Source organism: Amycolatopsis eburnea, assembly GCF_003937945.1.
Lineage (GTDB): Bacteria > Actinomycetota > Actinomycetes > Mycobacteriales > Pseudonocardiaceae > Amycolatopsis > Amycolatopsis eburnea.
In genome coordinates, this window is sequence record NZ_RSEC01000021.1 from 189,947 (window position 1) to 206,682 (window position 16,736).

General features: G+C 72.9%; 13 protein-coding genes. 9 read left to right on the forward strand and 4 right to left on the reverse strand.

Going from position 1 to position 16,736, the window contains the following annotated elements; all coding sequences use genetic code 11:
- Positions 1-44: 44 nt before the first annotated feature.
- A complete protein-coding gene (gene rpmB, locus EIY87_RS04755; RefSeq protein ID WP_003091970.1) occupies positions 45-236 on the reverse strand; it encodes a 50S ribosomal protein L28 in 192 nt (63 codons plus the stop codon).
- A gap of 133 nt (positions 237-369) precedes the next feature.
- Here rpmB and EIY87_RS04760 point away from each other — a divergent pair, with 133 nt between their 5' ends.
- Genes EIY87_RS04760 through EIY87_RS04770 form a run of 3 tightly spaced genes read left to right on the forward strand, consistent with a single transcriptional unit; the run spans position 370 to position 4,554 of the window.
- Positions 370-1,947: a DAK2 domain-containing protein gene (locus tag EIY87_RS04760; RefSeq protein ID WP_125306411.1), complete on the forward strand. Its 1,578-nt coding sequence runs from the start codon at positions 370-372 to the stop codon at positions 1,945-1,947.
- 4 nt (positions 1,948-1,951) lie between these two features.
- The gene (gene recG, locus EIY87_RS04765; RefSeq protein WP_125306412.1) at positions 1,952-4,105 is read left to right on the forward strand and encodes an ATP-dependent DNA helicase RecG; all 2,154 of its coding nucleotides are present in this window, start codon (positions 1,952-1,954) and stop codon (positions 4,103-4,105) included.
- A gap of 47 nt (positions 4,106-4,152) precedes the next feature.
- Positions 4,153-4,554 carry a GNAT family N-acetyltransferase gene (locus EIY87_RS04770; protein WP_225439710.1) on the forward strand — a complete coding sequence of 134 codons (402 nt, stop codon included), beginning with the start codon at positions 4,153-4,155 and terminating at the stop codon, positions 4,552-4,554.
- Here EIY87_RS04770 and EIY87_RS04775 read toward each other — a convergent pair.
- Complete coding sequence (locus tag EIY87_RS04775) at positions 4,520-5,149, reverse strand: TetR/AcrR family transcriptional regulator (RefSeq protein ID WP_125306413.1); 630 nt, start codon at positions 5,147-5,149, stop codon at positions 4,520-4,522. The genes EIY87_RS04770 and EIY87_RS04775 overlap by 35 nt on opposite strands.
- Positions 5,150-5,180: 31 nt before the next feature.
- On the opposite strand from EIY87_RS04775, the gene EIY87_RS04780 reads away from it, so the two are divergent.
- The 5 genes from EIY87_RS04780 (at position 5,181) to EIY87_RS04800 (ending at position 14,055) form a co-directional block, all read left to right on the forward strand.
- Complete coding sequence (locus EIY87_RS04780) at positions 5,181-6,320, forward strand: erythromycin esterase family protein (protein WP_125306414.1); 1,140 nt, start codon at positions 5,181-5,183, stop codon at positions 6,318-6,320.
- A 54-nt stretch (positions 6,321-6,374) separates the two neighbouring features.
- Positions 6,375-8,828: a caspase, EACC1-associated type gene (locus EIY87_RS04785; protein ID WP_125306415.1), complete on the forward strand. Its 2,454-nt coding sequence runs from the start codon at positions 6,375-6,377 to the stop codon at positions 8,826-8,828.
- Between the two features lie 37 nt (positions 8,829-8,865).
- On the forward strand, positions 8,866-9,762 hold the full coding sequence (locus EIY87_RS04790; protein ID WP_125306416.1) for a S8 family peptidase: 897 nt from the start codon (positions 8,866-8,868) through the stop codon (positions 9,760-9,762).
- A 133-nt stretch (positions 9,763-9,895) separates the two neighbouring features.
- Positions 9,896-13,273: a pyruvate carboxylase gene (locus EIY87_RS04795; protein WP_125306417.1), complete on the forward strand. Its 3,378-nt coding sequence runs from the start codon at positions 9,896-9,898 to the stop codon at positions 13,271-13,273.
- Positions 13,270-14,055 carry an arginase family protein gene (locus tag EIY87_RS04800; RefSeq protein WP_125306418.1) on the forward strand — a complete coding sequence of 262 codons (786 nt, stop codon included), beginning with the start codon at positions 13,270-13,272 and terminating at the stop codon, positions 14,053-14,055. The genes EIY87_RS04795 and EIY87_RS04800 overlap by 4 nt, the downstream gene beginning before the upstream one ends.
- A gap of 48 nt (positions 14,056-14,103) precedes the next feature.
- Here the strand turns inward: EIY87_RS04800 and EIY87_RS04805 are convergent, their stop codons facing one another.
- Positions 14,104-14,469 carry a GntR family transcriptional regulator gene (locus EIY87_RS04805; RefSeq protein WP_125306419.1) on the reverse strand — a complete coding sequence of 122 codons (366 nt, stop codon included), beginning with the start codon at positions 14,467-14,469 and terminating at the stop codon, positions 14,104-14,106.
- Positions 14,466-15,161, reverse strand: coding sequence for a hypothetical protein (locus EIY87_RS04810; protein WP_125306420.1), 696 nt, complete (start codon positions 15,159-15,161; stop codon positions 14,466-14,468). Before EIY87_RS04810 ends, EIY87_RS04805 begins: the two co-directional genes overlap by 4 nt.
- A gap of 296 nt (positions 15,162-15,457) precedes the next feature.
- Here EIY87_RS04810 and EIY87_RS04815 point away from each other — a divergent pair, with 296 nt between their 5' ends.
- Entirely contained in the window at positions 15,458-16,735 is a 1,278-nt protein-coding gene (locus EIY87_RS04815) for a PucR family transcriptional regulator (RefSeq protein WP_125306421.1), read from the forward strand.
- Position 16,736 lies beyond the last annotated feature (1 nt).

The following is a 16,736-nucleotide window of genomic DNA, read 5'->3' on the forward strand; positions in this document are numbered from 1 at the left end:
GGGTGCTCCGGAGAGCACCCGCCATCCCAAACTTCTCTTCGGCGTCAGCCTCGAACGACCTTGCCCGCCTTGATGCAGGAGGTGCACACGTTCAGGCGCTTGCGCTGGGACACACCCACCTTGGCGTGGACGGTCTGGATGTTCGGGTTCCACCGGCGGTTGGTACGGCGGTGGGAGTGCGAGACCGACTTGCCGAAGCCGGGTCCCTTGCCACAGACGTCGCACACGGCAGCCACGTCGAACTCCTTTGGATCTGGGTCATAGAAATGAGCCCAGATGCACTGGGCAACTCGACCATAGTAACTACTGCGGTCGAGGCCCCGAGCACCGGGTCGATACGCTGCCCGGGACCAGGTAGGAGGTTACGGGGTGCGGGTGCTGGACGCGGCGGCGGTGGCGGCCTGGGCGGCGGGCTGCGTGCACAGCCTCGCGACCCTGCGGCCGGCCATCGACGGCATCAACGTCTACCCCGTCGCCGACTCCGACACCGGCTCCAACATGCTCTTCACGATGACCGGCGCGGCCGCCGAACTGGCGGAAGCGAACCCGGGGGACGCCGCCGAAGCGCTGAAGGTCCTCGCGCGGGGCGCGGTCGCCTCCGCCAAGGGCAACTCCGGCGTCATCCTCTCCCAGGTCGTGCGCGGGCTCGCGGACCGTGCCGAGGGCGAACTGGACGGCGCGTGGCTGGCGAACGCGCTGGGCCACGCCGACGAGGTCGCCACGGGCGCCGTCAGCCGCCCGGTCGCCGGGACCATCCTCACCGTGCTGCACGCCGTCGCCCTCGCCGTGCGCGGGGACACGAGCACGCTCGGCGAAGTCGCGCGGAAGGCCGCGAAGGAAGCCGCGTACGCCCTCGAGAAGACGCCGGAGCAGCTGCCCGCGCTGGCCAGGGCCGGCGTGGTCGACGCCGGCGCGCGCGGGCTGGTCGCGGTGCTCGACGCGCTGGTCGGCGTGCTCACCGGCGCCCCCATCGAGCAGGAGCACGCCCTCGAGGTACACGCCGTCCCGCACGCCGAGGCGTACGCCTGGGAGGTCATGTACCTCCTCGACGGCGTCGACGAGGCGAGCCTGCCGACGCTGCGCAAGGAGCTGAGCGGCCTCGGCGACAGCGTCACCGTCGCCGGCGACGGCTCGGGCAGCCACGCCGTCCACGTCCACTGCGCGGACATCGGCGCCGCGATCGAGGCCGGGCTCGCGCTCGGCCGCCCGCGCAAGATCCGGGTCGAGCCGCTGCTCACGCCGACGCCGATCGAGCCCGGCGGCGGGATCGACCGGACGGTCGTCGCCGTCGTGCACGGCGGCGCGCTGGCCGAGCTGCTGCGCGCCGAAAGCATCCCGGTGCTCGCCGTGCCCGAGGGCGAGACGCCGAGCGTCGAAGACATGATCAGCCTGCTCAACGAGGCCGCCGGCCAGCACGTCACGGTGCTGCCGGGCAGCGTCGAGCTGACCGCGGCGGTCGACACCGCGGCCGGGCACGCCGTGGCCGCCGACCGGGACGTCGTCGTCATCCCCTGCGTGTCGCCGGTGCAGGTGCTGGCCGCCCTCGCCGTGCACGACGCCGGCCGCCGCACGAACGACGACGTCGTCGCGATGGCCGAAGCGGCCGCCGCGACCAGGCGTGGCGAACTGCGGATCGCGCAGGAGGAGTCGCTAACCTGGGTGGGCCGGGCCCAGTCCGGTGACGTCGTGGGCCTGGTCGACGACGAGGTGGTCCTGATCGAGCCGGCGCCCGCGTCGGAGACGAACCTGGTCGCCGCCGCGATGAACGTGCTGAACCGCATGCTGGCGCTCGGCGGGGAACTGGTGACGGTGCTGAGCGGGTCGGCGGCCCCGCCCGGGGTCGCCGAAGAGCTCGCGGAGCAGCTGCGGGTGGAGCACCCCGAGGTGGAGCTGACCAGCTACGCCAGCGGCCAGGCCGGCGCCGTGCTGCTGATGGGAGTCGAATAGCGAGATGGCCGGACTGCGCGACAAGCTGCCGTTGCTGCTGGGCGCCAAGACGGCGAAGGCGCTCGCCACGTCGCTGGAGATCGAGACGGTCAGCGACCTGCTGCGCCACTACCCGCGCCGCTACGCCGAGCGCGGCGAGCTCACCGACATCGCCGGCCTCGAGCTGGGCGAGCACGCCACCGTGCTGGCGCGCGTCGAAAAGGTGAGCAAGCGCCGGATGAAGGCCCGCAACGGCACCATCCTCGACATGGTGATCACCGACGGGAAACGGCGGCTGACCTGCGCGTTCTTCAACCAGGCGTGGCGGGAGAAGGACCTCGTCCCCGGCAAGACCGGCCTGTTCGCCGGCAAGGTGTCCGCCTTCCGCGACACCCTGCAGCTGACCAACCCCGAGTACGAGCTGTTCGACGCCGAGAACGAAGCCGAGGCGATGGACAACTTCCTCGCCGCGATCATCCCGGTCTACCCGGCGGCGCAGGGCATGCCGACGTGGTCGATCGCCAAGTGCGTGCGGCAGGTCCTCGACGTCCTCGAGGTCGGCGACGACCCGATGCCCGCCGAGCTGCGGCGGCTGCACCGCCTGTCCGACCTCGACACCGCGCTGCACGGCATCCACCGCCCGGAGAACTGGGCGCACCTGGAGGCCTCGCGCAAGCGGCTCAAGTGGGACGAGGCCATGGCCGTCCAGCTGATCTTCGCGCAGCGGCGGTATTCGGCCGTTTCGCGGCCGGCGAAGCCGAACCCGCACGTCAGCGGCGGCCTGATGGACGCCTTCGACAAGCGGCTGCCCTTCGACCTGACCGCGGGCCAGCGGGCCATCGGCGACGAGATCGCCGCCGACCTGGCCTCCGAGCACCCGATGAACCGGCTGCTGCAGGGCGAGGTCGGCTCCGGCAAGACCGTCGTCGCGCTGCGGGCGATGCTGCAGGTCGTCGACAACGGGCGGCAGGCCGCGATGCTGGCGCCGACCGAGGTCCTCGCCGCGCAGCACGCGCGCTCGCTGCGGGAGATGCTCGGCGACCTCGGCCAGGCGGGCGAGCTGGGCGCGGCGGAGAACGCCACGAAAGTCACGCTGCTGACCGGGTCGATGGGTGCCAAGGAGCGCAAGAAGTCGCTGCTGGAGATCGTCAGCGGCGAGGCCGGGATCGTCGTCGGCACGCACGCGCTGATCCAGGACCACGTCGAGTTCGCCGACCTCGGCCTCGCCGTGGTCGACGAGCAGCACCGCTTCGGCGTCGAGCAGCGGGACGCGCTGCGCACCCGCGGTGCCGGCGACACCAGCCCGCACGTGCTCGTCATGACGGCGACGCCGATCCCGCGCACGGTCGCGATGACCGTGTACGGCGACCTGGAAGTGTCGGCGCTGCGCGAGATGCCGGTCGGGCGTTCGCCGATCTCGACCACGGTCGTGCCGGTCGCGGAGAAGCCGGCCTGGTTCGACCGGATCTGGCAGCGCGTCCGCGAGGAGGTCGGCAAGGGCCACCAGGCGTACGTCGTGTGCCCGCGGATCGGCGACGAGCCGCCGTCGGACAAGAGCGACAAGCGGCCGCCGCTCGCGGTCCTCGACGTCGCGCCCGAGCTGGAGCACGGTCCGCTGCAGGGCCTGAAGATCGGCGTGCTGCACGGCCGGATGCCCCCGGACGACAAGGACGCGGTGATGCGCGCGTTCTCCGCCGCCAAGCTGGACGTCCTGGTGGCGACCACGGTCATCGAGGTCGGCGTGAACGTGCCGAACGCGACGGCGATGGTGATCATGGACGCCGACCGCTTCGGCGTCAGCCAGCTGCACCAGCTGCGCGGCCGCGTCGGCCGGGGCAGCGTCCCGGGCCTGTGCCTGCTGGTCACCGAGACCCTCGACGGCACGGCGACGCGCGAGCGCCTGGCGGCGGTCGAGTCGACCACCGACGGCTTCGAGCTGTCCCGCCTGGACCTGGAGCTGCGCCGCGAAGGCGACATCCTCGGCGCGGCGCAGTCGGGCAAGCGGTCGACGCTGAAGCTGCTGTCGCTGCTGCGCGACGAAGACGTCATCGCGGCGTCGCGGCAGAGCGCGCAGGAGATCGTCGAGCAGGACCCGGAGCTGAAGAAGTACCGCGGCCTGGCCCAGATGGTCGACGACGTCGTCGACGTCGACCGGGCGGAGTACCTGGAGAAGAGCTGATCCGCCGGGCCACGGTCGCCGACGCCCCGGCGATCGGGGAGGTCCACGTGGCGTCGTGGCGGGCCGCGTACGCGGGCCTGCTGCCGGACGGCTTCCTCGCGGGTCTCTCGGCCGGTGATCAGGCGGCCACCTGGGCGGAGCGCATCGCCGCCGGCGGGCGGCTGCTGGTCGTCGAAGAGGCGGGGACGGTCGTGGGGTTCGCCGCGTTCGCGCCGGACCAGCTCTACGCGCTCTACCTGCTGCCGCGGTGCTGGGGCCGCGGCCTGGGCCGGGCGCTGCACGACCGCGTGCTCGGGGAGCTGTCCGGCGACGCCGTCCTGTGGGTGCTGGCGACCAACGAGCGGGCGAAGGCGTTCTACGTCCGGCAGGGCTGGCGGCCCGACGGCGAGACCGCCACCGAGACGCTCGGAGACATCACGCTGGACGTGGTGCGGTTCCGCCGTCCGTGAAGACCCCGGCTTTCGCGGCCGCGGCGGCTGCGGCGGCGGCGACTCCGGCGTCCTTCGGCGTCACGCCTTCCCGCGAGACGAAGAGGCGGTAGAAGACCGGCCCGCAGGCCACGCGCACGACCTCGACCGGGTCGGTGCCCGCCGGGACTTCCCCGCGCTCGACGGCCCGCTCGACGATCGGGGCGGACCGGGCGTGGCGGTCGACGTAGAACTCGCGCAGGGCGTCCGCGGCGCGGGCGGAGAGGAACGCGGCCGAGATGGACGCGGTCGGCAGTTCGCGCTCGCCCGGCGAGGTGAAGTAGTGGACCAGCTCCAGGTTGACCTCGCGCAGGTCGCCCTCGAGCGACCCGGTGTCCGGCGCGGTCCACTCCTGCTCGGTGCCCATGAGCAGGGCGGCCGCGACCAGGCCTTCGGCGGACTCCCACCGCCGGTACAGCGTCGTCTTGTGCACGCCGGAGCGCTCGGCGACGGCCTCCACGGTCAGCTCGGCGTACCCGCGTTCCCCGAGCAGCTCCAGGGTGGCGTTCAGCGCGGCGAGGCGGGTCCGCTCGGTGCGGCCGCCCGGTCGTCGCGTTCCGGAAATCTCGGTTGCCAACTGCTACTCCTGTTGCGTTAGTGTGCTCAGTATGCCAGAAACCGAGTCCATCGCCGTTGCCTCCGTCGCCGATCTCATCGGTGACGCCGAGGTCGTCGCGATCGGTGAGAACAACCATCACATCCGCGAGTTCGGCGCGCTGCGCGACCGCCTGCTGCGCCACCTCGTCGAGGAGCGCGGGTTCACCGTCCTCGGGTTCGAAGGCGGCTTCCCGGAGGGGCACCTCGTCGACGAGTGGCTGCGCGGCGGTCCGGGTGACGTCGCCGACGTCGCGCGGGCGGGCTTCACGTTCGGCCTGGGCGACTCGGCCGAGGTGCACGAAATGCTGACCTGGCTGCGGGGCCGTGGCGTCAAGTTCTTCGGTGCCGACGTGCCGAGTTCCGCGGGGTCGCCGATGCCTTCGCTGACGGCGTTGCGCGAGCACGTCCTGCGCGTGGACCCGGCGAATGTGTCCCTTGTGGACGCGGCTATCTCGGCGTGCGAGCCCTACGCGTCGGTGAGCAGCGCCGTCGCACCGGGGCGGTACAAGGAAATGAGCGTCGAAGCGCGCGATGCGGCCACCTCGGCATTGACGGTCCTCTATGGACACGCGGTGGCGCAGGCTTACGGTGACGTCGCCGTGCACCACGCCGAGGGGGCGCTGCGAGTCGACCTCTACCTGCGGGAGCTGGACGCGCTGATGGCCGGCCGCGCGCCCGAGCCGCAGAGTTCGTCGCGGGACACGTACATGGCGGCCACCGTGCGGCTGGTGCGGCGGCTCCACCCGGGCGAGAAGATCGTCCTGATGCTCCACAACGGACACCTCCAGCGCGTACCGTTCTCGCCGATGCCCGGCATGACGGCGCCGTCGGCGGGCACGCACCTGGCCGCGGAACTGGGCGACCGGTACTTCGCGCTGGCGCTCACGGCCGTGTCGGGCACGACGACCGGCCTGGCACCCGATGACGCCGGGCGGCTCGGGTTCCGGATGTTCCCGCAGGACCTCGCGGAGCCCGCGGAAGGCAGCGTCGAGGCGCTGCTCGCGGACCAGGCGCCGTGCGTGGTCGCGCGGCCCGGCGGTTCGGGCATCCGGCACGCGCACACCACCGTTTCGGTGGACGTGGCGGCCGCGTTCGACGCCGTCGTCTGCCTGAAGGGGCAGGAAACGATTTTCGGGTCCGGCGCCGAATAGGTGTGCCCGTTCGGCTGCTTGCCGTAGCGGCGGAAGCGGGCGTCTCCTGGTGGTATGGCCGGGCGGAGGCGCGCGCTGATCGTCGCGAACGGCGAGTACGACAACGCGGGTCTGCAGCGCCTGGGCTCACCCGCGGCGGACGCCGACGCCCTCGCCGGGGTGCTGGCCGACCGGGCCATCAGCGACTTCGACGTCCGCGTGGTCCGCAACGAGACCGCGCACGTGGTCCAGGCGGAGATCGAGGACCTGTGCGCCGAGGGCCGCCCGGACGACGTCCTGCTGCTGCACTTTTCCTGCCACGGCTTGAAGGACGACTCGGGCGGCCTGTACTTCGCGGCCCGCAACACGCGGCCGGACCGCCTGCGTTCGACGGCGGTGCCCGCGCAGTTCGTCCAGCAGTGCATCCGCCAGAGCCGCTCGCGCAGCATCGTGCTGCTGCTGGACTGCTGCTACGGCGGCGCGTTCGGCCAAGGCGTGGCAGTCCGGTCGTCGGGCGACGCGAACGTCCTGGACAGCTTCCGCGGCGGCCGCGGGCGCGCGGTGATCACGGCGTCGAACTCGATCGAGTACGCGTTCGAGGGCGCCCGGCTGGCCTCGGACGAGCCGGCCCAGCCGTCGGTGTTCACGTCGGCGCTGGTCGAGGGCCTGCGCACGGGCGAGGCCGACCGCGACGAGGACGGCTGGATCGCGCTGGGCGAGCTGTACGAGTACCTGTTCGACCGCGTCCGCGAGCGCAACCCGAAGCAGACACCGAGCCGCGACATCGAGATGCAGGGCGAGCTGTACCTGGCGAAGAGCAGGCGCCGCCGCATCAAGCCGTCCCCCGTGCCGCCGGACCTGGCGGCGGCGATCGCGGCGGAGAACCCGTTCACCCGCCTGGGCGCGGTGGCGGAACTGCGCCGCCGCCTGTCGAGCGACAACCTCCCGGTGGCGATGGGCGCGTTCGAGGCCCTCCGGTCGATGGCGGCCACGGACATCGAGCACATCGCGGCGTCGGCCTCGGACGCATTGGGTGACGTGGCGGTGCGGGTCGATGTGGCGTCGGTGCGGTTGTCGGCTCCGGCGGGCTCGTCGGCGACGGCGTCGTTGCGGGCGTTGGGGCCGCCGGTGGCGCGGGAGGTGCGCTTCGAGGCTTCCCACCCGTGGATCGCGGTCGTGGAGTCGGAGGGCGCGGCGCAGCTGACGGCGACGGCGGGGGAGACGGGGACCCGGCGCGGGAAGGTCGTGGTGAGCGGGCCGACGGGGGATGTCGTGGTGGGGGTGGAGATCGAGGCGCTCCCCGAGCCGGAGCCGGAGCTGGACCCGGTACCCGCACCTGGGCCCGCACCGGAGGCTGTGCCCGCCCAACGGGCCGCGCCGGGCCCCGTGCAGGCACGCGCGGCCGAGCCCGCCGCCGCATCCGCGCCGGAGCCGGACGCCGCCGAACCCGATCTCCCACGCGAGGCGGAACCCGCGAACGGGACCGAGCCTGCACCGGAAGCGGTACCCGACCGACGGCCCGCACCGGGCCCCGCACCCGTGGCCGAGCCCGCCGCCGAATCGGCGCCTGCTGCGGGAGCTGAGTCGGCATCCGAGCCCGAGCCGACCGCCGAACCCGAGCCGGTCGCCGCCGAACCCGGCCCGGCCGAGCGCCCCAATGTGGCCTTCGGTGCGTCAGACGCACCGAAGGCCACCTTGGGTGCGTCAGACGCAACCAAGGCCACCTTGGGGCGCACTCCCGGACCCCAGCCGGACCCCGTCGATCCCGTCGGCGGCTCCGCCGGAATCGCCGCCATCACCGGCGCCGTCCTGGCCCTCATCGGGCTCGGGCTCGCCTACCGCTACGGCGAACCCCTCACCTACTTCCGCCCCGGCATGGAAACCTACGTCGCGATCGTGGCCGCCTGCGCCGTCCTCGCGGGGATCCTCACCCTGGCCCCGCGGACCCGGGCGCGCACCGGCCCCGCCCTCCTGCTCGGCACCGGCCTGGCCGCGCTCTTCGGCCTCCTCCGCTTGCTCGGCGACGTGATCACCTTCAACCAGGACGGCGACGCCGAACTCGGGACCGGCTTCACCTTCCTCCTCCTCGCGCACCTCGCCTGGGCGACCGCCCTCGTCTGCGGGCCGATCCTCCTGCGCCGCAACGCCGGGGGCCGCCGGGCGCGGGGCTGGCCGGCGTGGACCGCCGCCGGGCTCGGCGTGGTGGTCGCCGCCGCCTGGCTGACGCAGCTGGCCGAACTCGCGCAGCACAGCGATTCCGAGGCCGGGCGCGCCGCCGCCTACTTCGTGGCCGGTGCGCTGCTGGCCCTGCTCGTCCCCGGCGTCGCGCTGACGGTGCGCGGAGGCGGGTGGGCCGTGCTGGCCACCGGGACCGCCGGACTGGCCGGGGTGCTCGCGCCGACGTTCGTGGCCGTCGTGGAGCACTCGACCGTCGCCGGGCAGGTGATCGCGTCGAGTGCCGTGCTGCTGCTCGCCGTCGACGTCGTGGTCCTGGCCCGGCGGAATCAGCCGATCGAGGGACAGCCCTGAGTTGTCGCTCCGGCACCGCCGGGGTACCACGGCGATCATGAACACGCTGACAGCAGTGGCGGCGGCGGCCGTGCTCGCCGGGCAGACCGCGGCCGGCGGGGTGCAGCCCGATCCGCCCAGCTGGGGCCTCGACCGGATCGACCAGCGCGCCGGCCTCGACCACGCCTACCACTACGCGACCGACGCCTCGGGCGTCACCATCTACGTGATCGACAGCGGCGTCGACGCGCGCCACCCCGACTTCCAGGGCCGCGTCGCGCCCGGGCGGGACTTCCTGAACGGCGGCTCCGACACCTCGGACACCAACGGCCACGGCACCCGCCTCGCCGGGATCGCCGCGGGCAAGGACTACGGCGTCGCGAAGGGCGCGCAGATCGTTCCCGTGCGCGTGCTCGACAAGGACGGCGGCGGCTCGACCGAGCACATCATCGCCGGCATCGACTGGGTCGCGCAGAACGCCCAGCAGCCCGCGGTCGCCGTCCTCGGGATCGGCGGGGTGCCGAACGACCAGCTCGACGCCGCGGTGAAGCGGCTCGCCGAGGTCGTCCCGGTCGCCGTCCCGGCGGGCAGCGAGACCGCCGACGCGAGCGGGTTCTCCCCGGGCCGGGTCACCGAGGCGCTCACCGTCGGGGCCACCGACACCCAGGACCACCCCGACAAGGCGTCCAACTTCGGCCAGGACGTCGACCTCTACGCCCCGGGCGTCGACGTCCCCGGCCCGATCGCGGGCGGCACCGGCGCCGGACCGGAATCGGGCACGTCGATGGCAGCCGCGTTCGCCGCCGGCGTGGCCGCGCTCTACCGCGCCCAGCACCCGGAAACGGCCCCCGCGCAGGTGGACCAAGCGCTTGTTCAGGCCGCGACGACGGACGCGCTCAAGGGCGTCCCGGACGGTACGGCCAACCGGCTCCTTTACGCGCCGCCGGGAACCTGAGAGGCTGCCCAGCCGGCGCCCCGGCCAATCTTCAACGCCCATGATGTCCATCACCTGGTATGGAACTCCCGCAGAGCGGGAAGAACCGGGTAACGTGCGTTGACTTACCGATCCATACGGGAAGGACCGGGCAATGTTCCGCAAGGTGCTGGTGGCCAACCGCGGGGAGATCGCGATCCGAGCGTTCCGCGCCGGCTACGAACTGGGCGCGGGGACGGTCGCCGTGTTTCCGCACGAAGACCGCAACTCGCTGCACCGGCTGAAGGCCGACGAGGCGTACGAGATCGGCGAACCCGGTCACCCCGTGCGCGCCTACCTGTCGGTCGACGAGATCGTCGCCGCGGCCAAGAAGGCCGGGGCCGACGCCGTCTACCCCGGTTACGGCTTCCTCTCGGAGAACCCCGACCTCGCGCGCGCGTGCGAGGAAGCGGGCATCACCTTCGTCGGGCCGAGCGCCGAGATCCTCGAGCTGACCGGCAACAAGGCCCGCGCGGTCAAGGCCGCGCGCGAGGCCGGCGTGCCCGTGCTCGGGTCGTCCGCGCCATCCAGCGACGTCGACGCGCTGGTCGCGGCCGCCGACGAGCTGGGTTTCCCGGTGTTCGTCAAGGCCGTCGCCGGTGGTGGCGGGCGCGGCATGCGCCGCGTCGAGGACCCCGCCCTGCTGCGCGAGTCCATCGAGGCCGCCGCGCGCGAGGCCGAATCCGCCTTCGGCGACCCGACCGTCTTCCTGGAGAAGGCCGTCGTCGAGCCGCGGCACATCGAGGTGCAGATCCTCGCCGACGGCGCGGGCAACGTCATCCACCTCTTCGAGCGCGACTGCTCGGTGCAGCGGCGCCACCAGAAGGTCGTCGAGCTGGCCCCGGCGCCGAACCTCGACCCCGAGCTGCGCGACCGGATCTGCGCGGACGCGGTCAAGTTCGCGAAGCAGATCGGCTACCGCAACGCCGGCACCGTCGAGTTCCTGCTCGACAAGCAGGGCAACCACGTCTTCATCGAGATGAACCCGCGCATCCAGGTCGAGCACACGGTCACCGAAGAGGTCACCGACGTCGACCTCGTGCAGTCGCAGCTGCGGATCGCCTCCGGCGAGACCCTCGACGACCTCGGCCTGGCGCAGGACAAGATCTACCTGCGCGGCGCCGCCCTGCAGTGCCGCATCACCACCGAGGACCCGGCCAACGGCTTCCGCCCGGACACCGGGATGATCTCCGCCTACCGCTCGCCGGGCGGCTCGGGCATCCGGCTCGACGGCGGCACCGCCTTCTCCGGCACCGAGATCAGCGCGCACTTCGACTCGCTGCTGGTGAAGCTCACCTGTCGCGGCCGCGACTTCAAGACCGCCGTCGGCCGGGCGCGCCGCGCCGTCGCCGAGTTCCGCATCCGCGGCGTCGCGACGAACATCCCGTTCCTGCAGGCGGTCCTGGACGACGAGGACTTCCGCGCCGGGCGCGTCACGACGTCGTTCATCGAGGAGCGCCCGCAGCTGCTCACCGCGCGGCAGTCCGCCGACCGCGGCACGCGGCTGCTGACCTACCTCGCCGACCAGACGGTCAACAAGCCGCACGGCGAGCGCCCGAGGACGCCGGACGCCACGGTCAAGCTGCCGAAGCTGCCCAAGGACGCCCAGCCGGCGCCGGGGTCGAAGCAGAAGCTCGTCGAGCTGGGCCCGGCCGGGTTCGCGGAGTGGCTGCGCAAGTCGCCGCACATCGGCATCACCGACACGACGTTCCGCGACGCGCACCAGTCGCTGCTCGCCACCCGCGTCCGGTCGAAGGACCTCCTCGCGGTGGCGCCGGTCGTCGCGAACACGCTCCCCGAACTGCTGTCGCTCGAGTGCTGGGGCGGCGCGACCTACGACGTCGCGCTGCGGTTCCTCGCCGAGGACCCGTGGGAGCGCCTCGCCGCGCTGCGCGAGGCGGTGCCGAACATCTGCCTGCAGATGCTGCTGCGCGGGCGCAACACCGTCGGGTACACGCCGTACCCGACCGAGGTGACCACCGCCTTCGTCCAGGAGGCCACGAAGACCGGCATCGACATCTTCCGGATCTTCGACGCGCTCAACGACGTCGAGCAGATGCGCCCGGCCATCGAGGCCGTGCGCGAGACCGGGACGGCGGTCGCCGAGGTGGCGCTCTGCTACACCTCGGACCTGTCCGACCCGGGCGAGAAGCTCTACACGCTCGACTACTACCTCAAGCTGGCCGAGCAGATCGTCGGCGCCGGGGCGCACGTCCTGGCGATCAAGGACATGGCCGGGCTGCTGCGCGCGCCCGCGGCGACCAAGCTGGTCACCGCGCTGCGCAAGGAGTTCGACCTGCCGGTGCACATCCACACCCACGACACCGCGGGCGGCCAGCTGGCCACCTACCTCGCGGCGATCAACGCGGGCGCGGACGCGGTCGACGGCGCGGTGTCGTCGATGGCGGGCACGACGTCGCAGCCGTCGCTGTCGTCGATCGTGGCGGCCACCGACCACTCGGCCCGGACCACCGGGCTGGACCTGCGGGCGATCGGTGAGCTGGAGCCGTACTGGGAGAGCGTGCGCAAGATCTACGCGCCGTTCGAGGCCGGGCTGGCGTCGCCGACCGGGCGCGTCTACGACCACGAGATCCCCGGCGGTCAGCTGTCGAACCTGCGCACGCAGGCCATCGCACTCGGCCTGGGCGACCGGTTCGAGGACATCGAGGCGATGTACGCCGCGGCCGACAAGATCCTCGGCCACCTGGTGAAGGTGACGCCGTCGTCCAAGGTCGTCGGCGACCTCGCGCTGCACCTGGTCGGCGCGGGCGTCTCGCCGGCCGACTTCGAGGCGGAGCCGAACAAGTTCGACATCCCCGACTCGGTGATCGGCTTCCTGCGCGGCGAGCTGGGCGACCCGCCCGGCGGCTGGCCGGAACCGTTCCGCACCAAGGCCCTCGAGGGCCGCGCGGCGGCGAAGCCGGTCGTCGAACTGTCCGAAGAGGACCGTTCCGCGCTCGCCGCGGAACCGCGCCGGACGCTCAACCGGCTGCTGTTCCCCGGCCCCACGAAGGAGTTCGAGGCGCACCGCGAGGCCTACGGCGACACGTCCGTGCTGCCCAGCAAGGACTTCTTCTACGGCCTGCGCCCGGGCGAGGAGTACCCGGTCGACCTCGAGCCGGGCGTCCGGCTGCTCATCGAGCTGGAGGCGATCGGCGAGGCCGACGAGCGCGGCGTGCGCACGGTGATGTCGACGCTCAACGGCCAGCTGCGGCCGATCCAGATCCGCGACCGCTCGATCGCCTCGGACATCCCGGCGACCGAGAAGGCGGAGAAGGGCAACCCGAAGCAGGTCGCGGCGCCGTTCGCCGGCGTGGTGACGCTGCAGGTGGCCGAAGGCGACACGGTCGAGGCCGGTGCCACGGTCGCGACGATCGAGGCCATGAAGATGGAGGCGTCGATCACCGCGTCCACCGGCGGCAAGGTCGGCAGGCTGGCGATCACCTCCGTCCAGCAGGTCGAGGGCGGCGACCTCCTGCTCGTCCTGGAATGACGCTGATCACCGCGGTCCCGCAGCGCCAGGGCGCGGTGGGACCGCGTTCGGCGGAGCTGCCGGACGGCTGCCTCGCGCTGGCGGAGCTGGCCGGGCACGTGCTCGGCCGGCCCGTCCACCACGTCCGGCAGACCCGTGAAGTGTCCGAAGTGGACGGCGGGGTCTTTTCCCGTGCCGTGCTCACGGGACCGAACCGCGCGGCCCAGCTGGCCGCACTGGAAGCCCCGGGCGGCCCGGTCCTGACGATCGGCGGCGACTGCGGCGTCGAGCTGGTCCCGATCGGCGTCGCGCGGTTCCGGCACGGGCCGGGCCTGGGCGTGGCGTGGTTCGACGCCCACCCGGACCTGAACACGGCCGCGACGTCGCCGTCGGGCGCGTTCCACGGGATGGTGCTGCGGTCGCTGTTCGGCGAGGGCGATCCCGACTTCGCGGCGGATCCGGCGCTGACGCCGGGCAACGTCGCGCTGCTGGGGACGCGGGTGTTCGACCCCGAGGAACGCGCGGCGGTCGCCCGCGGCCTCGCGGTCACGTCGGTGGACGCGTTGGCGGTGGAGAAGCTCTACGTCCACGTGGACCTGGACGTGCTGGACCCGTCGGAATTCCCCGGCCTGAACTACCCGGAGCTGGACGGCTGGACGATCGACCGCCTGGTTTCCGAACTCGACGCCCTCTCCGGCTACGAGGTCATCGGCGCGGGCATCACCGAGTGCGTGGGCACCGCGCGCGAAGTCGAAGTCCTCGAGCCCGTCCTCGCCGCTCTCGGCCGCCTCCTGGACCACTGAAGTTCGTGAAGGCCACCTTGAGGAAGTACAAGTTCCTGAAGGTGGCCTTCACGAACCGTCGTGGGCCGCGCGGACGGCGTTCAGGGCCGTTTCCAGGTCGGCGCCGAGGTCGCGGGCCTGGGTGAGGTACGCCGTGGCCGCGGCGAGGAGCAGCTCCGCGGGGGCCGGACGGCCGAGCGGGAGCGTGACGACCGTGCCGCGGGCGCGGGCCGTCGTCACCCAGCCCGCCGCCTCCAGCTCGCGGTACGCGCGCGCCACCGTCCCCGACGCCAGGCCGAGGTCCCGCGCCAGCTGCCGGATCGGCGGCAGCCGCGCGCCCTCCGGCAGTGCGCCCGTCGTCACCGCGCGGACCACCTGGTCGTGCACCTGCCGCCAGGGAGCGAGCCCGTTTTCGGTGTCGACGACGATCTTCACGCCGCCGCCGGGAGCCGTTTCAGCGGGGCCGTCACCGCCAGGAACGCGGCCACGCCCGCCACGATCACCAGGAACGACACCACGGTGGGGCTCCACCAACCGAGCGACGTCACCACGCCGATGCCCAGGCCGATCGCCACCCGCGCGCTGCGGCAGCGCAGCGCGAAGTCGGCCCGCGCCGCGCCGGCCGCCGGGCGGCGGACCGCCAGCGCCGTGATCGCCGCGCAGACCACCGTCGTGCCGGCCGCGAGCGCGAGGAACTTCCACTGCGCCGTCACGACGAGGTGCGCGACCGATCCGGCGGCCGCCACGGCGCCGAGCACGAGCACCCAGACCGGCGCGATCGCCGTCAGCGGGCGCGGGGTCAGGTCGGCTTCCCGCCGCGGGCCGCGGGCGGGCCGCTGGGCCAGCAGCTCGGCGAGCAGGCCGCCGAGCAGCAGCGTGGCCACGACCGAGCCCGTCGTCGTGTCGCCGAACAGCGGCGGGAGCGCCAGGAAGAGCCACGGGTACCAGAGCCGGCGCCGCTTGAGGTAGCGGACGGCCAGCGCGACCTCGGCCGCGTCCGGCTCGGGGACGCCCCAGCGTTCGAGCAAGCGCTTTCCGTGCCGCTCGCCGGGCCACAGCACGATCAGGATCGCCAGCCCGATCAGCCCGGTGAAGAGCGCGACGGCCAGTACGTTGTTCCACGGCATGCCGGACCTCCCTCGCTTGTATCAACCACATGATACAAGAACGCCGGGTAACCGCAGCGCGGGCCGTTCCGCCGTTCGTATGCAGCGGACCATGCAGTCGGCGGGGTACCTGTCATCGTTTCGCAGGCACGTCCGGTGAACTTGTCACAAAGCTGACAAGAAATCGGTTTCCTCTCATTCGAGTGACACATTCGGCGTTAGTTTTTCGATGTGTTCGTTGTCACCCCGCTTCAGGTGTGGGGTGTCCGGTCGCGCGTGCGCGCGCCGGAGTCCGGGGGCGGAGCGAAGGAGCTGCGATGACGGTGGAGCGCGGATTCGAACACGCTGCGCCACCGGCCGCCCTGCCCCGTAAGCTCGCGGACATCCTCCGCCCCGAGCTCGCCAGCCTCGCCGCGGAGATCGTCGACGAGATCCGCGCGACCATCCCCGCCTACGCCCGTCCGCTCGACGGGCCCTACGGCAAGTCGATCCGCGCCGGCGTCGAGTACGCGATCACGTTGTTCGTCGCCCAGATCGCCGACCCGACGGTGTCGAAGGAGCAGTCCCACGAGGTGCACCACCGGCTGGGGCAGAACGAGATGCGCGAGGGCCGCAGCCTCGACACGCTGCAGTCGGCCTACCGGGTCGGCGCCCGGGTGTCGTGGCGCCGGATCATGCGCGTGGGACGGCGGAGCGGGCTCTCGTCGGCGGTGATGTCCCAGCTGGCCGACGCGATGCTGGCGTTCATGGACGAACTCGCCTCCGTCGCGCTCGACGGCTACCTGGAGGCGAAGGCCCGCACGGCGGGGGCGCTGGAAACGTGGCGCCGCAAGCTCCTCCACCTGATCCTCGAGACGCCGCCCGCGTCGCCCAAGGCGATCGCCGAGCTGGCCCAGCTGATCGGCTGGCCGGTCCCGGCCGACGCGACCCCGGTGGCGGTCTGCCCCGCCGGCGGCGTCGCCCCGGCCCGCCGTCACGCCGGGCTGGACGCGGACGTCCTCGCCGAACTCGACACCGCCGACCCGAAACTCGTTGTCCCCGGCGAACTGAGCGCCCCGCGCCTGGCGGCCCTGCAGGTGGCCCTGCCGGACTGCCGCCTGTCGATCGGCCCCTGCGTCCCGCTGACGTCGGTGGCCGATTCCCTGCGCTGGGCCCGGAACGCGCTCCAGCTGGCCGAACGCGGGGTACTGACCCCGCGCCCGGTGCTGCGTGCCGAGGAGCACCTGGCGACGCTGCTGGTCAACTCCGACGCCGGCCTGGTCGGCACACTGCGGCACCGCCTGTTCGCGCCGCTGGCGGACATGACGGGCAAGCAGCAGGAGCGCCTCCTGGAGACGCTGCGGGCGTGGCTCGACAGCCAGGGCAACGTCGTGGAGATCGCGGAACGCCTCGGCGTCCACCCCCAGACGGTCCGCTACCGCATGCGCCAGCTCCAGGCGACGTTCGGCGACAGCCTCCGCGACCCGGCGGCCCGCTTCGAGATGGAGCTGGCCCTGCGCGCGGGCGCGGCCCCGCTGCCGCTGCGGTACCCGGTGAGCGACCTGCTGCCCGCGCCGCGCACCGGGCACTCGCGTCCACAGTGGACGCCGAACTGAG